Below are 24,590 nucleotides of genomic sequence, written 5' to 3' on the forward strand. Positions count from 1 at the left end.
GATTTCATGCAGAGCTTAGAGCTTGGACAATATGTGCTTGCTTTAGAAGCCTTTCACCCGGTGGGCTTCCTCTCTTTATAATTACTTGAAAGCAAATCTCACTTATTGATTTCTCGTCATCACTAGTTTATCAGTATTAATTATCTATTATAAGAATAAACATCCCTCATAGCCTTGTCAAGTACCTACCATAAATTGCGCTTTCCGAACTCATTCCATTAATTCATTAGGTTTAACTCACTCGCATTTAAAAGGATAATTTAAGTTAATCATAATTATTTGACTATTTATCCCTATGGTGCTATAATTTGCTCAATAATAAATATGATGCTAGGGGAGCTTTAGAGCTGAGAGTGCATATGGTGCAGACCCTTTAACTTGTCCACGGATAATGCCGCAGCAAGGAAGCGAATGTGCGATACGATTAGTTTTGCCACACATTCGTGTGGTTATTTTTATGCTACTTTGTACCCCCTAGCAAATTAAATATATTTGAAGGGGGTTTTATTATGCCTAATATTTTTGCTAAATTAAGCGAAGTTAGTTTAGTATCATGGAGTATTATTTTTGTTATTGCTATTTTATCTATTGGTGGATTATTAATTATTTCAAAGAAGGATAAGCATGCCAGCTCTACCATCACCACTAAAACGATTGTTTATGGTGGTATGTGTGTCGCCCTTTCCTTTATTCTGTCTTACATCAGACTTTATAAAATGCCTCAAGGTGGTTCTATTACTTTAGCTAGCATGTTTCCTATTATTTTATATTCTCTCGTTTTCGGGCCTGTTCCTGGTATTATTGCTGGTGTTGCATATGGATTTATGCAGTTTATTCAAGATCCTAGTATGGTTCACTGGGCACAATTATTCCTAGACTATCCTTTAGCATTCGCTTGCCTTGGTCTTGCTGGATTTGCACCAAAACTTTCTAAAAATATCCAGGTAGGAACTACTATTGGTATCATCATCTCAGTACTTAGCCGTGCTATCATGCATATTATTTCTGGTGTGGTTTTCTTTGCTGAGTATGCAGGAGAACAGTCACCTTTGATTTACTCCATCATTTATAATGCTTCTTACCTAGTTCCTGAATTAATTATTACTTTAGTACTTGCCCTAATTATTGTCTCCACCCCTGTCTATTCACAATTAAAGCGTTCAACATTTATATAATAACTCTTTTTATAAATTAACTTTAAAAAGGTACGCCTGCTAAGAAATTTTTCTTCACAGACTTACCTTTTTTTCTACTATAATCTCATTATTTACTCGTTTGTTACCTTGCAAACCTTCTTATTATAATTCACTTTTTTTACTTAGTCTCTTTTTAAAACCCGGATTACAAACAGTGATATTAGACTGGCACTAGCTACTAGTAAAAGCTTCTTTACTTTACCTTCTTGTTCCTTGACTTCTGGAGAAAACACAGAGACCTTTCTCTCTACGTCCTGAAATTCACCTAGTTCTTCATCTAAGTAGACTTGTGCCTTTTCTCTTAATTTACTCTTGTACTTATAGTTCTTCACTATACTTACAATAGCTAGAATGCTACTTATAATCGTTACTACTTGTAAAATTAGTTCTATAGTTCTTAGTACTTTGCATTTACTCATCTTCCATCCTCCTAATACTTAGTATATCCTAGCCTTCTTGATATATCCCTTGCTGTCTCTTTGATTAATGTAATATGTTCTGCTCTTTTATCTGTAATGAACTGAGGTTCTTTTCCTCCTACGCTAATAGCGGCTATAATCTGCCCTCTATAATCATAAATAGGTGCTGCTATACAAAAAATACCTTCCTCATGTTCTTCGTTATCTATAGCATAACCTTGTTTTCTAGCTTCTTTGATTTCATCCAATACACTTTCCGGTGATGTTAATGTCCTGTGAGTAAATATCTCAAATGTTACTTTGGATAGTTCACTCAAAATTTCTTCATCGGTATTCTGAGATAGAAGAATCTTACCCACTCCCGATGCATACAGAGGAATTCTTTTGCCAATTTGAGAGTACATACGAAATGCATTTATACTTTCTATCTTTTCTATAAATACCGCTTCATTCCCCTCTAAAATAGCCATCTGAACAGGTAAGCCTAAAATATGAACTAATTTTCTTAAATAAGGTGCCGCTTCTGTTTTCAGCTCAATATTGTTGAGTTTCATACTACTTAATTCTACTAGTTTAAGACCCACCTTATAGTTATTGCCTTCTCTCTCAATAAACCCTCTATTTTCTAGTGTAGCTAATAAACGATGAACTGTTATTTTATTTAATTCTAAAATACTTTCAAATTCTTTGGGCTGCATACCTTCTGGATGCTCTGCTAAGATTTCTAAAAGTTGTAATGCACGGTCTACTGTCTGCAGTATCGCCTTAGCCATACATCTCACCCAGCTTTCTGTCTATATTATTTAACTCCTATTATATATGAATGAATAATATAAAACAATCTACCGTTTCATGACTAATCATGTATTTATTTACTGCAAAAATAAAAGATATAACCTTTCTAATGGTTATATCTTTCATGTAATACTCGAATGCTCTATTAAATCCTTATTAATCATTATTACCTTTTATCTCGCTAGCCATCCTCCATCTACTGCTAGAGTATATCCATTGATATACTCTGCTGCTTCTGAAGCTAAAAAGACTGCTGCTCCTGCTAAATCTTCGGGAGTTCCCCAACGCCCAGCAGGTATACGTTCTAAAATACTTGTTTGTCTCTCTTCGTCACTTCTTAAAGCTGCTGTATTATCTGTTGCCATATAGCCTGGTGCAATAGCATTAATATTAATATGATGCACCGCCCATTCATTTGCCATTGATTTTGTAATACCCATTATGGCACTCTTACTTGCTGTATAGGAAGGTACACGAATCCCACCTTGAAAAGATAGCATAGAAGCTATATTGATAATCTTTCCGCCATTTCCTTGTAAAATAAACTGTTTTGCTACTGCTTGTGATAAGAAGAATGTTGTCTTTAAGTTAATATTAATAACATCATCCCAGTTTTTCTCTGAAAAGTCTATAGTATCTTCTCTTCTAATAATCCCCGCATTATTTACTAAAATATCAACTTTCCCAAATGCCTTTAATGTTTCTTGTAGAATCTCAGCTATTGACTCTTGTGAAATCAAGTTAGCTTTGATTCCAATAAATCTTCTTCCTAATTCTTTTACTTTATCTTCTGTCCCTGACAAATCTGTTGTTCCAACCCCAACGATGTCCGCTCCTGCACTAGCTAATCCTACTGCTATACCCTGCCCTAAACCTCTTGTTGCGCCAGTTACAATTGCTACTTTACCTGCTAATGAAAATTTATTCAATATATTATTCATCCTATATCCCTCCATTATTGTTTCTATTTCTGCCCTCTAATCTTCTTTCTAGATGAGCTTATTTTTGATAAATAGGTTTACGAAATTTATTATTTTTTGTTTCACCTTGCAATACGGTTGCTCATTTTATTTCATTATATGTAACAATGTTTCTTATAATGTAATAATATTACTTTTATATCTAGACGTCAACACTATTTTATTAATTATTTTTTTAACGATATCTATTGATTATCAAAGACTTAGTTAAGTTTATATCAAAGTATATTCCTTTCCTCAGCCTCGTCATCCATCTCCCAATTTAAGCATTTTATATGATTAATTTTGTACTATTGTGTAGATAATTTTATAGATAACGCTACATTAATTCGCCTAATTATTTACAGTTTTTATGCTACACTTTTAAAAAACTCATGGAGAGAGGTACAAATGAAAAAATTAAATATATTTACACCCTGCATTTTTTTGCTGCTTTTTTGCTCTATAATCTGTGTATTACTTGCTTATCCTGGCCTTAATACCATAGAGGCAGCTACTACGCATCAATCTATTAGTTTAGAAAGTTTAGCAATCAAACAAAAAGATTTAGAAGCCACATTAGAAGCGTTAAAACTAGACTTAGCTAAAACCTCTGATAGCCTCAATTCTTATAACCAAAGGCTCTCTATTGTAGAAAGCAACATCACTACTACTCAAACAATGTTGGTTTCTTATTATATGGATAAATTATCAGATCCTACTTATGTCACTACTTATAATACAGACTATACTTGGTATACTGCAGCAGAAGCACTTGGAGAGCTAGGAAAACCTTCTATCCCTGCTCTTATTAAACGTTTAGATACTACTAATCCCTATGAACGGTCACTCGTATTTTATGCTCTTCTTCTAGCTTCTCAAGCTGAAAATGTTAAAGTTTTTACGGGGAATGATTATATCCATACTCATTTAGACTTTAATACTAATACTCATAACGCTCAAAAAATGATAGCTTTAGAATGGTGGGAAAAGTATAAAAGTTACTTTTAACTCTTCTATAAATATGTCATGCTCACTCCTAATATAGATATTTTAAAAAGGTATGTCTCTCTCATAGGCAATGTCATTAAGTTAACATTGTGATAGAAACGCATCCCTAGGAAAAGAAGTTGAAGATTTATTTCTTCAGCTTCTTTTTCTATTTCCAGGTACCACAAATAGACAGATTTGCATCTGACTCAAAATTTATATTCTTTTACAAAGATTTATGCTACTCTATAAAGGAAGCCATGAAAAATCTTAACAATTAAGTTTCGTTCCCTATGCCTATCAGGTCTTATAGGAATGAGATTTTTTGCAATTATGGCTTCTACATCAGGTGATGTTGCTTTTCCATGATAGAATAACCTACACATATGCACTGCAACTGAGAAATTTGCTTTATATGTATGCTTTCTTTGCTTTTTTTCAATGACTACGTGGGAGGTAATCATTTCTGCAAAGTTATACATTATCATATGTGCATAGATTTCTTGTTGGATACACATCACCTTTTTTGAATGAAAATCTAACATTCCAATCGTATATTTCAAATCTCGAAAAGATGTTTCAATCCCCCAACGAGAAGCATACAGTTTTTTTACCTCATCAGGAGGATACTTTTCACTATTTAGATTTGTAACTATTGTTTCATAGGAAGTTTCTGAAATAGGAAATCTCACTATTCGGAAGTGTAATTCATAGAATTTAGCAGGTTCAGATTTCTTGTTTTTAAGTGGTAAATAATCAAACGGTTGGGCTGAAGAAACACTTCGATAATGATTTTTGTCTTTGAAAAGTTCTTTGACTGCATTCGTTTTCTTTCTTGTAAGTTTTAAAGAAATATCAATATCAAAACAGTCTGTTTTGGGTAAATCCAATCCATTCTTTATACCATTAATTCCATCTTTGACACGAATAAGAAAGAACCATCCTTTTTCTTGAATGTGAGCCATGCTGTTGAAAGATTCATAACCTCTATCAGCTATCACGAGTGCTTTAGGAATTTCAGAACGATCAACCATTTCTTGTAGAGCGTTATGTTCATTCTTTTCTTTAGATTTTTGTATTATCACATCATGATAAATAGAATAATTTATATTATACAACGCATTTATATGCAGAAGATTATATGATTTTCTTCCATCTTTTCCAGAATGAAATGAATTTAAATCATCAGGATTGGTAGGAATCTGTACATCAGACCCATCAACAGCAAGTATGGGCATATCTTCATTAAAGTTATCTATAAGTTTACTTGAAAAGCCGTCAAATATCTTCTTAAACGCTTCGGGCTTTATCTTTTTCCTCTGCTGAACAAACGCAGAAGAAGTGGGTGTATCTGCAGATGCACCAAATAGATCTAATAATTCGTTTGTAAGGCTCCCACTTCCCATTCCAATAATTCCAGCTAAAATTTTATTCATGGGCAATTTTCTTTTGCGTAAAAAATCACTACCTGGATTGGTACAATAATCTTGCGGATTGTCAGCTAACTTTTGGATTTCATCTACTAAAAGCTTTTTAATTTGTTTGGGTTTCATATGTGTCCTCCTTGTAACTAAGTTTCCTTTAATTACAAGGGCCGCTCTCACTACCTCTTTATTCAATCAGTAGTGAGAGCGGCCACACATTTTCTTTGTCTTGTCAACTACTTTTTCAAAAAAAGATCCCTATACCATTTGATTGGTATAGAGATCTTTTTTCGTCATCTTAACTTAATGACATTGCTCTCATAGGAGGCATACCTTTTTAATTATGTTTTTCACATAAAATCACTCAATATCTTCATCTATTCTATGATAGTGTACAAACTTAATAAAAATATTTATTTTTATATTGTATTTTTCTTTTTAAAATACTATAATATTCACTAAATTTAATAATAAGGAGCAATTTAAAATGGCATATTATTTTGAAGAACCTTCTCGTACCTTTAGTGAATATCTTCTCGTTCCTGGGTATTCCTCTGTAGAATGCATGACTAAAAATGTAAGTTTAAAAACCCCACTCACTAAATTTAAAAAAGGTGAAACCCCAGCTATTTCTCTTAATATTCCTCTTGTATCTGCTATTATGCAATCTGTGTCTGATGATAAGATGGCTGTTGCTTTAGCAAAAGAAGGTGGTATTTCTTTTATCTATGGATCACAATCCATCGAAAATGAAGCCGCTATGGTAAGACGTGTAAAAAGCTATAAAGCAGGCTTTGTAGAAAGTATATCAAATCTTAGACCAGAGCAAACTTTAGCCGATATTTTGGCACTTAAAAAGAAAACTGGTCATTCCACCGTAGCTATTACTGATGATGGCACTGCTAATGGAAAGCTTGTAGGACTCGTTACAAGCCGTGATTATCGTGTAAGCCGTATGGAACCTACCACACTTATTAGCAGCTTTATGAGACCATTTAATGAGCTTATATACGGTCATGAGGGCATTACCCTTTCTGAAGCTAATAATATGCTTTGGGATCATAAACTTAATGTTCTTCCTGTCATCAGTAATGAACAAAAGTTACTTTATTTTGTATTTAGAAAAGACTATGATTCTCACAAAGAAAATCCTAACGAACTCTTAGACGGTTCTAAACGTTATATGGTGGGTGCCGGTATTAATACTCGTGATTATGAAGAACGTATTCCTGCTCTTATAGAAGCTGGAGCTGATGTACTATGTATTGACTCTTCAGAAGGATTTTCTGAATGGCAAGCACGCACCTTGCAATTTGTTCGTCAAAAATATGGCGATACTGTCAAAATTGGTGCTGGTAATGTAGTTGATAAAGAAGGCTTTCTATTCTTAGCAAAAGCAGGTGCTGACTTCATTAAAGTAGGTATTGGAGGAGGCTCTATCTGTATTACTCGTGAACAAAAAGGTATTGGTCGTGGTCAAGCTACTGCTGTTATTGAAGTCGCTAAGGCTAGAGATGAGTATTTTGAAGAAACTGGTATTTATATACCTATTTGTTCAGATGGTGGAATTGTTCATGATTACCATGTTACCTTAGCTTTAGCAATGGGCTCTGATTTCATTATGTTGGGACGCTATTTCTCTCGTTTTGATGAAAGCCCAACCAATAAAGTTAATATTAATGGTAACTATATGAAAGAATACTGGGGCGAAGGTTCTGCCAGAGCTAGAAACTGGCAGCGTTATGATATGGGCGGAGATAGCAAGCTCTCCTTTGAGGAAGGTGTTGACTCTTATGTTCCATATGCTGGTAGCCTTAAAGATAATGTAGGACTTACTCTTAATAAAGTAAAGTCTACTATGTGTAATTGTGGTGTACTTACTATTCCTGAGCTTCAAAAAAATGCTAAGATTACCCTTGTTTCCAACACAAGTATTATTGAAGGTGGCGCTCATGATGTTCTTCTAAAAGATCAACATCGTTTTCCAGTAAAATAACTAATAGTGATTTTATTAAGATAAAATAAGGAGGTCTAAGCTAATACTTAGACCTCCTTATTTTATACTTTTAATGACATAGCTTATTTACCGATAAACATTTGTGTCCAATAGTTTCCATCTGCTTCATAACCAATACCAATATGAGTATAGCTAGCATTTAGAATATTTGCTCTATGGCCTGAACTATTCATCCAGCCTTTTACAACTTGCTCTGGTGTTTGATATCCTTGTGCAATATTTTCTCCCGCACTTTTATAGCTAATACCATATTTCTTTAACATTTCAAATGGCGTTCCATAAGTTGGACTTGTATGACTGAAATAATTATTTTTCTTCATGTCTTGTGATTTAAGACGTGCTACGTTTCTCACACTTTCATCCATTTCAAGTGGTTTTAATCCCTGTTTTGCTCTTTCTGCATTTACAAGTTCTAGTACTTTATTCTCATAAGCTGTTTGTGTGCTTACATCAGTATCTGTAGTAGAGTCATTTCCTGTGTTTGTATCATTATTAGTTCCGTTATCAGTCCCTGTACTAGTATCATTATTAGTTCCGTTATCCGTTCCTATATTGTTACCATTGTTTATTTCGCAATCAGTATCTGTATTTCCTCCATTGCTTGTCCCATTATTAGTTCCTGCATTTGTTCCATTGTTTATTTCGCAATCAATTCCTGTATTGGTATCATTGCTTATTTCGTTATCTGTTCCAACGTTTGTACTATTATTTGGCTTTTGTGGTTTAGTAGCTGTTCCTGGTTTGTGGCTCGCTTGATTATGAGGACGACTACCTCCTGGTCTATGGCTTTTTGCATATAAGGAAGAGCTTGATCCTAAGATAGTTGCTCCAATAAGTGTTAATGTCATTGCTTTTGTAACTAATTTTTTTGATTTCATGTTTTTTCTCCTCTTATCGTTGGTCTCAATTTGGATTCAAAATTATTACATTTTGTTTAATTCGTGTAACAACTTTGTAATATTTATTATACATGATTTCACCATATTTTCAACCTTTATTAGCTTCCTATTAATTCCATCCTCCTGCATTTATTACATATTTATTACATATTATGATTGTGATTCAACCATAATAGCACAAAAAAAAGACGCCGGGAGTAGCGGCGCCTTTTTTTGGAGTATCTATGTGATTATACGTAGAAGAGTAGGTCTACGTATGTTGGAAATGGCCAAGCAACTGAAGCTACCATTGTCTCTAATTCATCAGCTACTACTCTAAGAGTTTGCATTGCTTCAAATACATATTCTCTGTAGTATTTAGCTGATTCAAGAGCATCTTCATAGTTTTTAGCTTCAAGTAATACTTTATCGAGCTCTTCAATTTTGCTCATTAATGATTCTGTAAGATTTGATAATTTAGTAGCATAGCTTACTTCTTTTTCAACACTTACATTTAAGCCAAGCTCTTGTTTAACTTTAAGTATTTCAAATACTTCTTTGTTGTATTTAAGCACGGCTGGTAAAATTTCTTTTTGTGCCATGTCTAACATTGTTAATGCTTCTATATTAATTGTTTTAGCATAGCCTTCTAATAGGATTTCACAACGTGATTTAACTTCTGTTGCTGTGAAAATACCATGTTTCTCAAAGAGTTTAATACTTTTCTCCATTCCAAATCTAGGAATAGCGTCCACAGATGTTTTAAGGTTAAGAAGACCTCTTCTTTCTGCTTCTTCTACCCATTCATCACTGTAGTTGTTACCATTAAAAATAACCCTCTTATGGTCTTTCATAGTTTCTTTTACAATTGCCATAACTTCAGCTTCAAGGTCAGTCGCTGCATCCAATCTATCTGCAAATTCTTCAAGTACTTCTGCTACACTTGTGTTAAGCACAATGTTAGGGCCAGAAATAGATACTGATGAACCTAGGCTACGAAATTCAAATTTATTACCTGTGAAAGCAAATGGAGATGTTCTATTACGATCAGTTGTATCTTTTACAAATCTAGGAAGTGCAGATACTCCTGTCTCCATAAAGCATCTAGCTGTTTCACTAGCTGCTTCACCTTTTTCAATACATTCTAAGATATTAGTAAGCTCATCACCTAAGAACATAGAAATAATTGCTGGAGGTGCTTCATTAGCTCCAAGTCTGTGATCATTTCCTGCACTAGCAACAGATACTCTTAAAAGATCTGCATATTCATCTACTGCTTTAATAACAGCAGCTAAGAATAATAAGAATTGAGTATTATCCTTTGGTGATTTACCTGGCTCAAGCAGGTTTTCTCCTTCACTTGTAGACATTGACCAGTTATTGTGTTTACCTGAACCATTAACACCTGCAAATGGTTTTTCATGAAGTAAGCATACAAGACCATGTCTTTCTGCTACCTTCTTCATCATTTCCATTGTTAATTGGTTATGATCTGTTGCAATATTAGTGGTACCAAAGATAGGTGCTAATTCATGTTGTGCTGGTGCAACTTCATTGTGCTTTGTTTTTGCTAAAATACCTAATTTCCAAAGCTCATTATCCAAATCTTTCATGTACTCAGATACTCTAGTTCTGATATTACCAAAGTAATGATCCTCTAATTCTTGACCTTTTGCTGGTTTAGCACCAAAAAGTGTTCTACCTGTTAAGATAAGATCTTTACGTTTTGCGTACATTTCTTTATCTACTAGAAAATATTCTTGTTCTGGTCCAACAGTTGTTGTTACTCTAGTTACTGATTTACCAAATTTATTAAGAATTCTAATCGCTTGTTTGTTAAGTGCTTCCATTGAACGAAGAAGTGGTGTTTTCTTATCAAGTACTTCTCCACCGTATGACCCAAAAGTTGTTGGAATATATAAGGTGTCATCTTTTACAAATGCATACGATGTTGGGTCCCAAGTTGTATATCCACGAGCTTCAAATGTTGCACGAAGACCACCTGATGGAAATGAAGAAGCATCTGGTTCACCTTTGATAAGTTCTTTTCCTGAAAACTCTAAAATAACCTTTCCATCTGCAGATGGTGAGATAAATGCATCATGTTTTTCTGCTGTAATACCTGTCATAGGTTGGAACCAGTGTGTATAGTGTGTAGCTCCTTTTTCAACTGCCCAGTCTTTCATAGCAGCTGCTACTACATCAGCAATATCTCTACTAAGTTCTTTACCTTCTGCCATTGTTTTCTTCAATGCTTTGAAGGTGTTTTTTGGTAATCTTTCTTGCATAACTGTTTCATTAAATACGTTACATCCAAAAATTTCACTTACATTTGCCATACTAAATTCCTCCTCAAATATCTCTTTATATTTTTTTACTTGATATCACCATTTTTTACTTAAGGTTCTAAGCGATGTACATCTCTAGGGAACATACTTGCTTGCCTTACATTTTGTAGGTCTAAGAGCTTCATAACGAACCTCTCTAGTCCTATACCAAGTCCACCATGTGGTGGCATTCCATATTTATGAATACTCAGATAATGACTCAATTCTTCAGGATCTATACCCATTTCTTTCATCTTATCAACTTGTTGCTGGTAATCATGAATACGTTGCCCACCTGTTGTAATTTCTAGTCCCCTAAAAAGTAAGTCGAAGCTTAGTGCAAATCTGCTATCCTCTTTATCATTCATCGCATAGAATGGTCTTTTAGAAGCTGGAAAATGAGTGATAAATAGGAATTCACTATTCCAATGCTCTTTTGCATATTCACAAAGAAGTACTTCATCTTCTGGCTCTAAATCATATTTATTCTTTCCACCTCTACCTTTAATAAGGTCCAAAGCTTCAACGAAAGTTATAGAAGGAATATCCTTAATAATAGGGAGTTTAACCTCTAATAAGTCTAAGTATTCCTTGCAATGAGATTCTAAATAATTCATTACATACTTAATCATGGCTGTTTCCATCTCCATAACATCGTACATACTATCTATATATCCCATTTCAAAATCTAGGCCTATATATTCGTTAAGGTGTCTAGAAGTGTTATGCTTCTCTGCTCTATAGACTGGTGCTATTTCAAAAACTCTATCAAAAAAAGCAACACAAGTTTGTTTATAAAATTGTGGGCTTTGAGCTAAGAAAGCATCCTGGTTAAAGTAGTCTAACTTAAAGATATTAGCACCACCTTCAGCCCCTGCAGCTACAATCTTTGGCGTATGCACTTGAGTAAAACCTTGGCTTTCCATAAACTCTCTAAACCCAGATACGACGCCTTCTTGCACTTTAAAGATTGCTCTTTCATAAGGATTTCTGAGAGCCACACTACGATTATCTAAGTTTGCCTCTAAACCACAGCCTAATTTTTTATGTCCTACATTTAATGGATAATCTGCTGCTGGCATACTTAAAATCTCAAGGTCTTCAAGTTGAAGTTCAAAGCCTAAATTAGCTCTTTCATCCTCTCTAATATGACCCTTAACTCTTACATAAGCACCAACTTTAAGCTGTTCAATGCTTGCTTTACATCTATCTTTTTCATAAATAGCTTGCACAATATATCTTCCAGTTCTAAGAATAACAAACGCAAACTCACTCATTGTTCTTATTTTATGAACGCAAGCTTCTATAATGACTAATTCATCTGGGTTCTTCTTAATGCCCTCTACATCTAATACTCGTTTAAGCGATACTCCATCTATACTCTGCATAACACTACTCTCCTTTCCAAGGCTACTTGCGCTTCATTAATTCCTCTTCAAGTAAACCTTTAATTGTTTTCGGATTGGCCCTACCTGCAAGTCTCTTTGAACATTGTCCCATAAGGAATCCAAATAACTTTTCTTTTCCTGCTAAATAGCCTTCTACTTCAGCAGTAAACTCCTCTACTACTCCAAAAACTACTTCTTTTATTTCTTCCTGATTATCATTCATAAGGAAACCTTCTTCCTTAGCTATTTGCTCAGGTGATTTATTTTGTTCTAACATTAATTTCAGAATGGCTTTTGCATTGTTTCTATTAACAATATCTTCCTCTGCCATTTTTACCAGATGAGCAAATGCTTCTGCTGTGAAGGGAATATTTTTGCTATCTAATTCTCCTTCATTTACATATTTGAGTAGCTCTACTACTACAAAATTAGCAACTGCTTTATAATTAGAATAACTTGTTACTGCTTCATTATAAAAATCAGATATAGCTTTGTCTGCTACAAGAATGTTGGCATCTGCCTGATTTAAACCATAACTATTTAGATAAATCTCCATTCTTTCATCAATCAGTACAGGCAATTCTGCTTTAATAGTTTCTATATCTTCATCTGTAATTACAATAGGCATTACATCTGGCTCTTTAAAGTAACGATAATCGTGAGCATCTTCCTTTGAACGCATTGGTAAGGTAATACCTCTATTATCATTAAACTTTCTTGTTTCTTGAACAATCTCTTCTCCATTATTTAAAAGCTTAGTCTGACGTTCTATTTCATAATCAATAGCTCTTACAATAGATTTAAGTGAGTTCAAGTTTTTTATTTCTACCTTTGTTCCTAGAGTATTACTTTCTGCTCTTCTAAGAGAAATGTTAACATCAGCTCTTAAAGAACCTTCCTCCATCTTACAAAGGCTAACCCCTGCATATTGAAGAAGTCCTGCTACTTTTTCAATATAAGCTCTTGCTTCTTCTGCAGAGTTCATATCTGGCTCAGATACGATTTCTAAAAGCGGTACGCCGCAACGGTTATAATCTGCTAGGCTTGTATTTTCAATATCATCATGAATAAGCTTACCTGCATCTTCTTCAATATGTGCATGATGAATACGAACATATTTTTCTCCTAAATCAGCTTCTATTTTTACCTTACCTGATAAACAAATAGGTAAATCAAATTGTGAAATTTGATAAGCCTTAGGAAGATCTGGATAAAAATAATTTTTTCTATCTATTTTAGTAAAGCTTCCTACACCACAGCCTAAAGCAAGTGCCGCTTTAATACCATATTTAACAACTTGCTGATTAATAACTGGTAGAGTACCTGGAAGTCCAGTACAAACTGGACAACAACGTGTATTTTGCTCGCCTCCAAAATCCACTTCACAACTACAAAATATTTTTGTTTTAGTAAGAAGCTGAGCATGTATTTCAAGTCCTATAACTGGAACATAATTTACCATATTAATCACCTACACTTTCTTTAGCATACTAGGATCTATCCTCGTAAATTCTTTTTCAAATGCATTAGCTACTCCTATCACTTTTGCATCATGGAAAGCTTTACCTACGATAGACATGCCTATTGGCATACCATCTGAATCATAACCACATGTTGTGTTAATAGCTGGAAGTCCTGCAATATTAACTGTTACAGTACAAATATCAGCTAAATACATCTTAACTGGGTCATTTTCAATAGCTCCTATTTTATATGCAATTGTAGGTGCTGTTGGTGTAATCATGACATCACAGCTTTTAAAGATTTCTTCATATTCTTGCTTTATTTTTTGTCTAATATACAATGCTTTTTTATAATAAGCATCATAATAGCCACTTGATAAAGCATAAGTTCCAAGAAGAATTCTTCTTTTTACCTCATTACCAAAGCCTTCCTTACGTGTACGTGTAATACGTTCTTCATAAGTTTTTGCTTTTGGTGTACAATAACCAAACTTGATACCATCATATCTAGAAAGATTTGAACTTGCTTCAGCTGATGATAAAAGATAATAGGCTGCAATAGCATATTTTAAGCTTGGCATGGAAACCTCTACGATTTCTGCCCCTAAACTTTCATATTTCTTAATTGCTTCTAATACAGATTCTTTTACCTCTTCATCTATACCTTCTCCAAAAAATTCTTTTGGAACAGCAATCTTTAGACCTTTTATATCCATATCTAATTGACTGCTAAAATCTATTTCTTTATGAGATGATGTACCATCATGACCATCGTAACCTGATATAACTTTTAAAAGTGCTGCACATTCTTTTGCACTTTGTGCAATAGGTCCAATTTGATCTAAGGAACTACCAAAAGCAACTAGACCAAAACGAGAAACTGTGCCATAAGTTGGTTTCATACCTGTTACGCCACAAAAAGCAGCTGGTTGTCTAATAGAACCTCCTGTATCTGAACCAAGGGCTACTACTGAAAGTTTTGCAGCTACTGCTGCTGCGCTCCCACCAGAAGAACCACCAGGTACTCTCGTTATATCATACGGATTTTTTGTTTTCTTATAATATGAGGTTTGTGTTGAACCACCCATAGCAAATTCATCCATACTTACTTTACCTAAGATAACTGCATCCTCAGCTAGTAACTTTTTGATGACCGTTGCATTATAAGGTGGTACAAAATTATATAGCATCTTTGAAGCACAGGTTGTTAAGATACCTTCTGTACAAATATTATCCTTAATACTTATTGGAATACCTGTAAGTAGGTTGCTGTTACCTTCCGCAATCCTTTTATCTGCTTTTTCAGCAGCTTTGATTGCTTCTTCTTCACAAACTGTAATATAGCTATCTATCTGATCATCTAATTGTTTTATTCTATCTAAATAATACTTGGTTAACTCTACTGACGTGATTTCTTTTTGATCAAGCATCTCTCTGAGCTCAAATAGGCTCTTATCACATAGTGACATAACTCTCCTCCTCACTAACTACTCCATAATCTTCGGTACTACGAAAAATCCATCTTTCTTATGAGAAGCATTATTTAGAACGACTTCTCTGTCATAAGAAGATACTATTTCATCTGCTCTTAAATCTTTTAGGCTTACTCCTTCACCATTAAGATTTTCATCACCTTCCATAGTTACCTCATTCATGGTGTCCATTAGTTCTACTATTGCGCTCATCTCAGATACTAATCTCTCTTTTTCTGTCTCATCAATTTCTATCTTAGACAGTTTAGCTAAATAAGTAATTAAGTCTGTGTCTAACAACTCCTATCACCTGCCTCATGATTACTCCAAATTCATTTTTTTACTTTAATTTCTAACTACTCCTAGTCTTTCTTGCTTACTTCATTGTTTTCTTACTTTGGTTTTCAATTGTTCTTTGGATTGTTTGGTTTGTTATTGTTTTTGGATTTTTGAATAATACTTTTGTGTTATTTGTTTTGCTTACTCCTACTCCTGTCTTCTACTCTCAATACAAGTTACTCCTCAAGAACAGAAACAAAAATAAAGGCGCTAACTAAACACAAATAAATTGTGTTTAAAGTTAGCGCCTTTGCTAAGTTCATGTTCTATTGAAACCATATTATAACGTTTTTTTCAAAATATCAAGACCTAATTTTCATTTTTTCACTAATTTACAAAAAATTCATTGGACAAGTTAAAATATTATCTATTTTTACTTTAGTGGACGTTAATCATTTACTTTATTCTTAAGCATAAATAAAGGAGGTTACTTTAACCTCCTTTATTTATTATCTTAAATTAGTATATCCCATTAAGTACTCATCTACTTCTTTAGCTGCTTCTCGTCCTTCTCTAATAGCCCATACAACTAAAGACTGTCCTCTATGCATATCTCCTGCTGTAAATACTTTTTCTATGTTAGTCTTATACTCTCCAAGCTCAGTAGTTACATTTGTTCTGGCATCTACATCCACCCCAAAGCTATCTGTTACATAGTTTTCAGAACCTAAGAAACCTGCTGCAATTAAAACAAGGTCTGCATCTAATAATTGCTCAGAACCTTCCACTTCTCGCATTTCCCTTCTGCCTGTTTCTTCATTAGTAGCAAACTTCACTTTAACTACTTTAACACCTACTAAATCACCATTTTCATCCTTGCAAAACTCTTTAACTGTTGTTTCATAAATTCTAGGATCAGAGCCAAAGGTCTCTATAGCTTCTTCTTGGCCATAATCAGTTTTGCAAACTCTTGCCCATTGCGGCCAAGGATTATTATCTGCTCTTTGATCTGGTAGTTTAGGCATCATCTCTATCTGAACAACAGATTTACAGCCATGTCTAATAGAAGTCCCTACACAGTCATTACCAGTATCTCCACCACCAATAACAACTACATTTTTATCTTTTGCACTCATATAAGTTCCATCTTCTAAATTAGAGTTTAATAAACTCATAGTTGTTGATTTTAAGAAATCTACTGCAAAATAAATTCCTTTTGCATCTCTACCTGGTGCATTAATATCTCTAGGATTAGAAGCACCACAAGCTAAAATAACTGCATCATATTCTTTTAAAAGCTTATTTGCTTTATACTTCTTTCCTATGTCTGCATTGGTAATGAACTTAATACCTTCTTGTACCATTAAATCTACGCGTCTTTCTATGATATGCTTTTCTATTTTCATGTTAGGAATACCATACATTAATAATCCGCCCACCCTGTCGCTTCTCTCATATACAGTGACAGTATGACCTCTTTTATTAAGTTGTGCTGCTGCTGCAAGTCCTGCTGGACCTGATCCTACAATAGCAACATTTTTTCCTGTTCTGACAGAAGGCTTTTTAGGCTTAATAAGTCCCTTAGCAAATGCATTTTCAATAATAGCTTCTTCATTTTCTTTAATGTCAACTGCATCTCCGTTAAGCGAACATGTACATGCATTCTCACAAGGTGCTGGACAAACTCTACCTGTAAACTCTGGGAAATTATTAGTAAGTAGTAACCTTCTAGCTGCTTCTTCCCATTGTCCATTGAAAATTAGGTCATTCCATTCAGGAATCAGGTTGTTAAGAGGACAACCTGATGTTGCTCCCTTAAGCATTATTCCTGATTGGCAAAAAGGCACGCCACAATCCATACATCTTGCTCCTTGTACCTCCTGCTTTTCTTTAGCAAGTGGTATGTGAAATTCCTTGAAATTTTTCACTCTCTGAGCAGGGGCAATGCTCCTGCTTGTTGTTCTATCATACTCCATAAATCCTGTTGGCTTTCCCATATGCGGCCTCCTTATTTCCTGGTATTAGCATAAAATGCTTCAATTTGTGCTTGTTCACTACTCATACCTTTTTCTTCCATAAGCAAAATCGTCTGTCTCATACGTGCATAATCATGAGGAAGAATCTTCTTAAATTTAGATAGATACTCATCAAAATGATCAAGTACCTCTTTACCTTTAACAGAATGAGTATGAGCCACATGCTCTTCAATTAGTTGTTTAAGTTCAAGGACATCATATTTTTCAGTAACTTCATCTAGCGAAACTAAGGACTTATTTAATTTCTTATACAAGTCTCGGTCTTCATCTAGAACATAAGCTACCCCGCCGCTCATACCTGCTGCAAAGTTTTTGCCTGTTTTACCTAAGACAACAACTCTACCACCTGTCATGTATTCACAGCCATGGTCACCTACACCTTCAACAACCGCAAGTGCCCCTGAATTTCTAACACAGAAACGTTCACCTGCTACACCATTAATAAAGGCTTTACCGCTTGTTGCACCATATAAAGCAACATTTCCGATAATAATATTTTCATCTTGTTTAAACTTAGAACCTTTTGGCGGATAAACAACTAACTTGCCACCAGATAGACCTTTACCAAAGTAGTCATTACTATCTCCTACTAATTCTAAAGTTAAACCTCTGGGAATGAAGGCCCCAAAGCTTTGCCCACCACTACCATTACATTTAATAACATACGTATCATCCCCTAAAGTATTACCATAGAGTTTCGTAATTTCTGAACCAAATATAGTGCCTACTGTTCTATCCACATTTTTTACATCAATTTCTATAGATTTAGGCTGTTTATGTTTAAGTGCATTTTGTAACTTGCTTAAAATAACTCTTTCATCAATTGTATTTTGAAGTTCAAAATCATAAACATCCTTTGGATTAAATATTCTTGGTAGATCTTGATTAACATATGGATTATTTAAGATATTACTCATATCAATCTTACTTGCTTTATCATTTTCATCGAATGCTTTGACTGTTAGTAAATCTGAACGTCCTACTAATTCATTAACTGTGCGAACACCTAACTTAGCCATATATTCTCTAAGCTCTTGTGCTACAAAGTGCATGAAATTAACAACGTATTCTGGTTTACCTTTAAAGCGTTTTCTTAATTCTGGATTTTGAGTTGCAATACCTACAGGACAAGTGTCTAAGTTACATACTCTCATCATAACGCAGCCCATTGTAATAAGTGGTGCTGTTGCAAAACCAAATTCTTCTGCGCCTAAAAGTGCTGCTACAGCTACATCACGTCCCGTTAAAAGCTTTCCATCTGTTTCAATAACTACTTTTGAACGAAGTCCATTCATAATAAGTGTTTGATGGGTTTCTGCAAGACCTAACTCCCATGGCAGACCAGCATTATAAATAGAGTTTCTTGGTGCTGCTCCTGTTCCACCATCAAAACTTGAAATAAGGATAACACCAGCTCCAGCTTTAGCTACACCTGCTGCAACAGTTCCTACTCCTGCTTCTGAAACAAGTTTTACAGAAATACGAGCATCTTTATTGGCATTCTTAAGATCATAAATAAGTTGTGCTAAGTCTTCGATTGAATAAATATCATGATGTGGAGGTGGTGAAATAAGACCTACACCTGGGGTTGAATGCCTTGTTTTAGCAACCCATGGATATACTTTTGCACCTGGTAATTGACCACCTTCACCTGGTTTTGCACCTTGTGCCATTTTAATCTGGATTTCTTTAGCACTTACAAGGTATTCTGAAGTTACACCAAAACGCCCTGATGCTACTTGTTTAATTGCTGAACATCTTATCTTATCCTTTAAACGTTCTGGATCTTCTCCACCTTCACCACTATTAGACTTACCACCTATTCTATTCATTGCAATAGCCATTGTTTCATGTGCTTCTTGAGAAATAGAACCATAAGACATAGCCCCAGTTTTAAAGCGTTTTACAATACTTTCTACGCTTTCAACTTCCTCAATAGGAATACCACCATCTTCAGCAAAGTTGAAGTCTAATATACTTCTAAGATTCATTGTACGATTTTCTTTATTAATAGCTGTGCTAAATTCTTTGAAAGTATTATAATCACCTGTTCTTGTTGCTTCTTGAAGTAAATGAATGGTCTCTGGATTATATAAATGCTCCTCTTTTCCACTTCTTAACTTATGGCTACCAATACTATCTACATCACTAGCTACATCTAATCCTAATGGATCAAAAGCACTTGAGTGAAGCTGTTGTACGCGTTTATTGATGTCCTTAAGGGTAATACCACCCACTCTACTTACTGTATTAGTAAAATATTTATCGATAACTTCTTTACTAATACCCATAGCTTCAAATATCTTTGAGCCTTGGTATGATTGAATTGTAGAAATACCCATCTTAGAAGCTATTTTTACGATACCCTTAAGAATAGATTTGTTATAGTCGTATTCTGCAGCATAATAATCCTTATCAAGCACATTTGTATCTATTAAATCTCTAATTGTATCCTGTGCTAAATAAGGATTAATAGCACAAGCACCATAGCCTAAAAGTGTAGCAAAATGATGTACTTCTCTAGGCTCTGCACTTTCAAGAATCATCGCTACAGAAGTTCTCTTCTTCGTTGATACTAAATGCTGCTGCATAGCAGAAACAGCTAATAAAGCTGGCATAGCCACATGGTATTCATCTACTCCTCTATCTGAGAGAATTAAGATGTTTGCACCATCTCGATAGGCCTTATCTGCTTCGATAAATAAATGCTCAATTGCCTTATCTAATGAAGTATTTTTGTAATAAGTAATAGGAAGTACCTCTACTTTAAAACCTGGTACCTTCATAGATTTAATTTTAAGCATATCTGTACTTGTTAAAATTGGATTGTTTACCTTGAGTACATGGCAGTTTTTTGCCTTTTCTTCTAGGATATTACCATCTGCTCCTACATAAACACATGTAGAAGTTACAATTTCCTCACGTATTGCATCAAAAGGAGGATTGGTTACTTGTGCAAAAAGCTGTTTAAAGTAATTAAATAGTGGTGGATTAGTCTTAGAAAGTGGAGGTAATGCACTATCAGCACCCATAGCTGCTACTGGTTCTTCTCCTGTTTTAGCCATTGGTAATATCGTTGTTCTAATGTCTTCGTAGGAATATCCAAATGCTTTTTGTAATCTTTTAAGCTCTTTTTCTGAGTATTTCTCTACGTTTTTATTTGGAATATGTAGAGAACTTAATTCTACTAAATTACTATCTAACCATTCTCCATAAGGCTGGCGACTTGCATACTCTGTCTTTAGGTCTTCATCATCAATAAGTTGACCTTTCCTAGTATCCACTAAAAGCATTTTACCTGGTCTTAATCTCTCTTTTCTGATGATTTTTTCTGCTGGGATATCCACTGCTCCAACTTCAGAAGCAAGGATTAAATGATCATCATCTGTAATATAATAACGTGAAGGTCTAAGACCATTTCTATCTAAGATAGCACCCATGAGATCACCATCTGAGAATAAAATAGAAGCTGGCCCATCCCAAGGTTCCATCATCGTTGCATAATATTGGTAAAAATCTTTTTTCTCCTGTGACATTGCCCTATTATTATTCCATGGTTCAGGAATCATAATCATAACCGCAAGTGGTAACTCCATACCTGACATCACCATAAATTCTAGTGCATTATCAAGTCTTGCAGAGTCAGAACCATTAGTATCTATAATAGGAAGAATCTTATGCATATGTTCCTTAAGTGGTTTGCAACTTACAGACTCTTCTCTAGCTAGCATCTTATCTGCATTACCTGTAATGGTATTGATTTCTCCATTGTGTACAATAAAACGATTAGGATGTGCTTTTTGCCAGCTTGGATTTGTGTTGGTACTAAAACGAGAGTGTACCGTAGCAATAGCTGAAGTATATGCTTCACTTTGAAGGTCATCAAAGAATTGACGAAGTTCTTTTACTAAGAACATTCCTTTGTACACGATTGTACGACTTGACAAGGATACCACATAAGTGCCTTCACAGCTTTGTTCAAATACTCTCCTTGCAATATAGAGTTTACGATCAAATTCAATTCCCTTTTTACATCCATGAGGACGCTTTACAAAACCTTGCATAATACAAGGCATATTATCAAAAGCTTTTTGTCCAAGAACTTCTGGATTAGTAGGTACTGTTCTCCAGCCCAAGAATTCCATTCCTTCTTTTTGAACAATGACCTCAAATAATTTCTTTTCTTGATTCCTTTTTAATTCGTTTTGTGGGAAGAAAAACATACCAATACCATAATCTCTTTCATTCCCAATAGTTATCCCTACTGATTTTGCCTCTTGTTTAAAGAAATCATGACTTATTTGAAGTAAGATACCTACTCCATCTCCAGTTTTTCCTTCACCATCTTTTCCCGCTCTGTGTTCTAGATTTTCAACAATTCTAAGTGCATTCTCAACAACCTCTCTTGACTTAATGCCCTTAATGTTTACGACTGCTCCGATACCACAATTATCATGTTCAAATCTTGGGTCGTAGAGACCCTGCTGCTGATACGGATTTTGATTTTTAAAGTTATCCTTCATAGTTAATCCCCCTATAAATTAGTGTATATAGCGAAAAAAATCAAAACCGATTTATACAACTTCTCCTTTATGCTAAAAATTGCATAAAGAATAGAACTTGTAAAAATACAAATTTTGATTTCATAACTTGTAAATGAAACATAACACAAAAATCAGTTTCATAATCTTATTCAATTATATCCAAAATAACATCCAAAACAATTGGAGTTAAATATACTATATAATCTGAAAATTGTCAAGTTATTTTGCTATTATTTTTTAAAAATATTTTTTATATCCTCATTCTAATAAATATGCATTCTATAATTTATTATTTCCTGTTGCTTTTTATTTACCTAGTAAGAAAAGTGTAAAGAAATAATGCTTCTAAAATTTTTAGCTGAAAATATAATTTACTTTACACGTCCTACTAAATCACTTAAAATGTTGTTAACTATTTAGGTAAGTCGATAAAGATATAAGGAGGAATGATTTATGTCTTATAATAAGCTTGGCGCTTTAAGATTTATTGAAGAAAATGATGTTAAATTTATTAGACTTCAGTTTTGTGATTTACTTGGAGAACTTAAAAATATCTCTATTACTTCGAACCAACTTAGCAAAGCCTTCGATGAAGGTGTAGCCTTTGATGCTTCATCAATTACTGGTTTTACTCCTATTGAAGATTCAGAGTTATTTTTATTCCCGGATCCTACTACCCTTTGTATTCTTCCTTGGCGTCCTCAACATGGTAAGGTAGCTAGATTTTTCTGCGATATAAAGACTTCTGAGGGAAAAACCTTCGAGGGAGATAGTCGCTATATACTAAAACGTATTATTGAAAAGGCAAAAGAAAAAGGCTTTGTTTTTAAAGTAGGCGCTGAATGCGAGTTCTTTTTATTTAAAACAGATGCAGAAGGAAATCCTACACTAGAAACTACTGACAAAGCTACTTATTTTGATATTGCTCCTCTAGATCAGGGTGAAAATACGAGGCGTGAAATCTGCTTAACACTTGAACAAATGGGATTTGAAATTGAATCTTCTCATCATGAATCCGCTCTTGGTCAACATGAAATAGATTTTAAATACGATAGTGTGTTAGAATCTGCTGATAATATATTATCCTTTAAGACTGTTGTTAAAACCATTGCTGGTCGTAACGGTCTTCATGCTACTTTCATGCCAAAACCTCTCATGAATACCAGTGGTTCAGGTATGCATATTAATATGTCACTCTTTAAAAATGGTGAAAACATTTTTACGAGCAAACAAAATGGTACCCTTCCAGTTATTGCTGAACAATTTATAGCTGGTATTTTAACACATATTAAAGAAATGACTGCCATTAGTAATCCTATTGTCAACTCCTACAAACGTATTGCTTCTGGCTTTGAAGCTCCTAGACATATTGCTTGGTCTTATAAAAATCGTTCTTGCTTAATTCGAGTGCCTGCTACCATGCATGGTCACAATCGTATCGAACTCCGTAGCCCTGATTCTATGTGTAATCCATACCTTACTCTAGCGCTTATGTTAGCTGCTGGCTTAGAGGGTATTGATAAACAATTAGTACTTCCTCCTGCTCTTACAGAAAATGCTTATGAAATGTCTCCAACAGAACTTTTATGTAAAGAAATTAATTTATTACCAGCTAATTTAAATGATGCTCTATTATGCATGAAACAAAGTGAATTTGTTAAAAACATACTGGGTGAACATCTCTTTGATAGTTACTTAGCAGAAAAGACTAAAGAATGGAATGACTACAATCAGACCGTACATCAGTGGGAAATTCAAAACTATCTTTAGGAAAAGAGGCATTGTGAAACTATTGTAAAGGAGCTGGAACCGTGGAAAAGGTCTTAATTATTTCGACCCAAAAAGAGTCTTCAGACACCTTATTCGATATTATCAAACCTCTTGATTTTTCTAGTTACGACTACGCTGCTTCCGGTGGTGAAGCAAGAAGAAAGTTTGATTATATGGATTTTGACCTCACTATTATTAATACTCCTTTAAGCGATGAATTTGGTACAGATCTTGCTTTAGATATAGCTGAAAAATCTTTATCTGCCATTCTTTTACTAGTTAAATCAGACATCAAGGAGCAAGTACAAGATAAAGTTTCTGTTACAGGCGCATTTGTAGTAGGAAAGCCTATTAATCGCCAAGTCTTATTGCAAACAATACCGTTTGTATTAAATTCAAAACAAATCATTGCTACTTTACGTGAACAAAACCAAGCACTTAAACGTAAGGTGGATGATGTAAAAGTCATTGAACGTGCCAAGTTTTGTCTTATCAAATACTTAGGTCTAGATGAAAAACAAGCTCACAGGTATATACAAAAACAAGCTATGGACCTGCGTATTGCACAGCGTGCAGTGGCAGATAATATTCTTAAAACGTATGAAATATAATGTAGGGATGTGAAGACATGAA

17 protein-coding genes are annotated in these 24,590 nt (G+C 34.3%); 5 read left to right on the forward strand and 12 right to left on the reverse strand.

Annotated features, from left to right (window positions below; all coding sequences use genetic code 11):
• Nucleotides 1-509: 509 nt before the first annotated feature.
• On the forward strand, nt 510-1,175 hold the full coding sequence (thiT, locus tag EKH84_RS02660) for an energy-coupled thiamine transporter ThiT (protein WP_127065051.1): 666 nt from the start codon (nt 510-512) through the stop codon (nt 1,173-1,175).
• A gap of 143 nt (nt 1,176-1,318) precedes the next feature.
• Here the strand turns inward: thiT and EKH84_RS02665 are convergent, their stop codons facing one another.
• The 3 genes from EKH84_RS02665 to kduD form a co-directional block, all read right to left on the reverse strand.
• Entirely contained in the window at nt 1,319-1,615 is a 297-nt protein-coding gene (locus tag EKH84_RS02665; RefSeq protein ID WP_127065052.1) for a hypothetical protein, read from the reverse strand.
• Between the two features lie 11 nt (nt 1,616-1,626).
• Entirely contained in the window at nt 1,627-2,388 is a 762-nt protein-coding gene (locus EKH84_RS02670) for an IclR family transcriptional regulator (RefSeq protein ID WP_127065053.1), read from the reverse strand.
• Between the two features lie 195 nt (nt 2,389-2,583).
• The gene (kduD, locus tag EKH84_RS02675; protein ID WP_127065054.1) at nt 2,584-3,351 is read right to left on the reverse strand and encodes a 2-dehydro-3-deoxy-D-gluconate 5-dehydrogenase KduD; all 768 of its coding nucleotides are present in this window, start codon (nt 3,349-3,351) and stop codon (nt 2,584-2,586) included.
• Between the two features lie 429 nt (nt 3,352-3,780).
• On the opposite strand from kduD, the gene EKH84_RS02680 reads away from it, so the two are divergent.
• Entirely contained in the window at nt 3,781-4,380 is a 600-nt protein-coding gene (locus EKH84_RS02680) for a HEAT repeat domain-containing protein (protein WP_127065055.1), read from the forward strand.
• Between the two features lie 215 nt (nt 4,381-4,595).
• Here the strand turns inward: EKH84_RS02680 and EKH84_RS02685 are convergent, their stop codons facing one another.
• Nucleotides 4,596-5,912, reverse strand: a complete 1,317-nt coding sequence (locus EKH84_RS02685; protein ID WP_127065015.1) for an IS4 family transposase — start codon at nt 5,910-5,912, stop codon at nt 4,596-4,598.
• Between the two features lie 358 nt (nt 5,913-6,270).
• On the opposite strand from EKH84_RS02685, the gene EKH84_RS02690 reads away from it, so the two are divergent.
• Nucleotides 6,271-7,779 (forward strand): IMP dehydrogenase, encoded by a 1,509-nt coding sequence (locus EKH84_RS02690; protein ID WP_127065056.1) that lies wholly within the window; start codon nt 6,271-6,273, stop codon nt 7,777-7,779.
• Between the two features lie 83 nt (nt 7,780-7,862).
• Here EKH84_RS02690 and EKH84_RS02695 read toward each other — a convergent pair whose 3' ends face one another.
• From EKH84_RS02695 to gltB, 8 genes are all read right to left on the reverse strand, one after another.
• Nucleotides 7,863-8,678 (reverse strand): CAP domain-containing protein, encoded by an 816-nt coding sequence (locus EKH84_RS02695; RefSeq protein ID WP_207669754.1) that lies wholly within the window; start codon nt 8,676-8,678, stop codon nt 7,863-7,865.
• Between the two features lie 251 nt (nt 8,679-8,929).
• Nucleotides 8,930-11,017: a glutamine synthetase III family protein gene (locus EKH84_RS02700; protein ID WP_127065057.1), complete on the reverse strand. Its 2,088-nt coding sequence runs from the start codon at nt 11,015-11,017 to the stop codon at nt 8,930-8,932.
• Nucleotides 11,018-11,076: 59 nt separating this feature from the next.
• Nucleotides 11,077-12,393, reverse strand: coding sequence for an aspartate--tRNA(Asn) ligase (gene aspS, locus EKH84_RS02705; RefSeq protein WP_013659181.1), 1,317 nt, complete (start codon nt 12,391-12,393; stop codon nt 11,077-11,079).
• A gap of 22 nt (nt 12,394-12,415) precedes the next feature.
• Nucleotides 12,416-13,855: an Asp-tRNA(Asn)/Glu-tRNA(Gln) amidotransferase subunit GatB gene (gene gatB / locus EKH84_RS02710; RefSeq protein ID WP_127065058.1), complete on the reverse strand. Its 1,440-nt coding sequence runs from the start codon at nt 13,853-13,855 to the stop codon at nt 12,416-12,418.
• 9 nt (nt 13,856-13,864) lie between these two features.
• Nucleotides 13,865-15,325, reverse strand: a complete 1,461-nt coding sequence (gene gatA / locus EKH84_RS02715) for an Asp-tRNA(Asn)/Glu-tRNA(Gln) amidotransferase subunit GatA (protein ID WP_127065059.1) — start codon at nt 15,323-15,325, stop codon at nt 13,865-13,867.
• Between the two features lie 18 nt (nt 15,326-15,343).
• The gene (gene gatC, locus EKH84_RS02720; RefSeq protein ID WP_013659184.1) at nt 15,344-15,628 is read right to left on the reverse strand and encodes an Asp-tRNA(Asn)/Glu-tRNA(Gln) amidotransferase subunit GatC; all 285 of its coding nucleotides are present in this window, start codon (nt 15,626-15,628) and stop codon (nt 15,344-15,346) included.
• 488 nt (nt 15,629-16,116) lie between these two features.
• Entirely contained in the window at nt 16,117-17,604 is a 1,488-nt protein-coding gene (locus EKH84_RS02725; protein ID WP_127065060.1) for a glutamate synthase subunit beta, read from the reverse strand.
• Between the two features lie 11 nt (nt 17,605-17,615).
• The gene (gene gltB, locus EKH84_RS02730; protein WP_127065061.1) at nt 17,616-22,166 is read right to left on the reverse strand and encodes a glutamate synthase large subunit; all 4,551 of its coding nucleotides are present in this window, start codon (nt 22,164-22,166) and stop codon (nt 17,616-17,618) included.
• A gap of 474 nt (nt 22,167-22,640) precedes the next feature.
• Here gltB and glnA point away from each other — a divergent pair, with 474 nt between their 5' ends.
• A complete protein-coding gene (gene glnA, locus EKH84_RS02735; RefSeq protein ID WP_127065062.1) occupies nt 22,641-23,957 on the forward strand; it encodes a type I glutamate--ammonia ligase in 1,317 nt (438 codons plus the stop codon).
• 41 nt (nt 23,958-23,998) lie between these two features.
• Nucleotides 23,999-24,568: an ANTAR domain-containing response regulator gene (locus EKH84_RS02740; protein ID WP_127065063.1), complete on the forward strand. Its 570-nt coding sequence runs from the start codon at nt 23,999-24,001 to the stop codon at nt 24,566-24,568.
• The last annotated feature ends 22 nt before the right edge of the window (nt 24,569-24,590 follow it).

It is taken from the genome of Cellulosilyticum sp. WCF-2 (assembly GCF_003990395.1).
In the GTDB taxonomy this organism is placed as follows: Bacteria; Bacillota; Clostridia; order Lachnospirales; family Cellulosilyticaceae; genus Cellulosilyticum; species Cellulosilyticum lentocellum.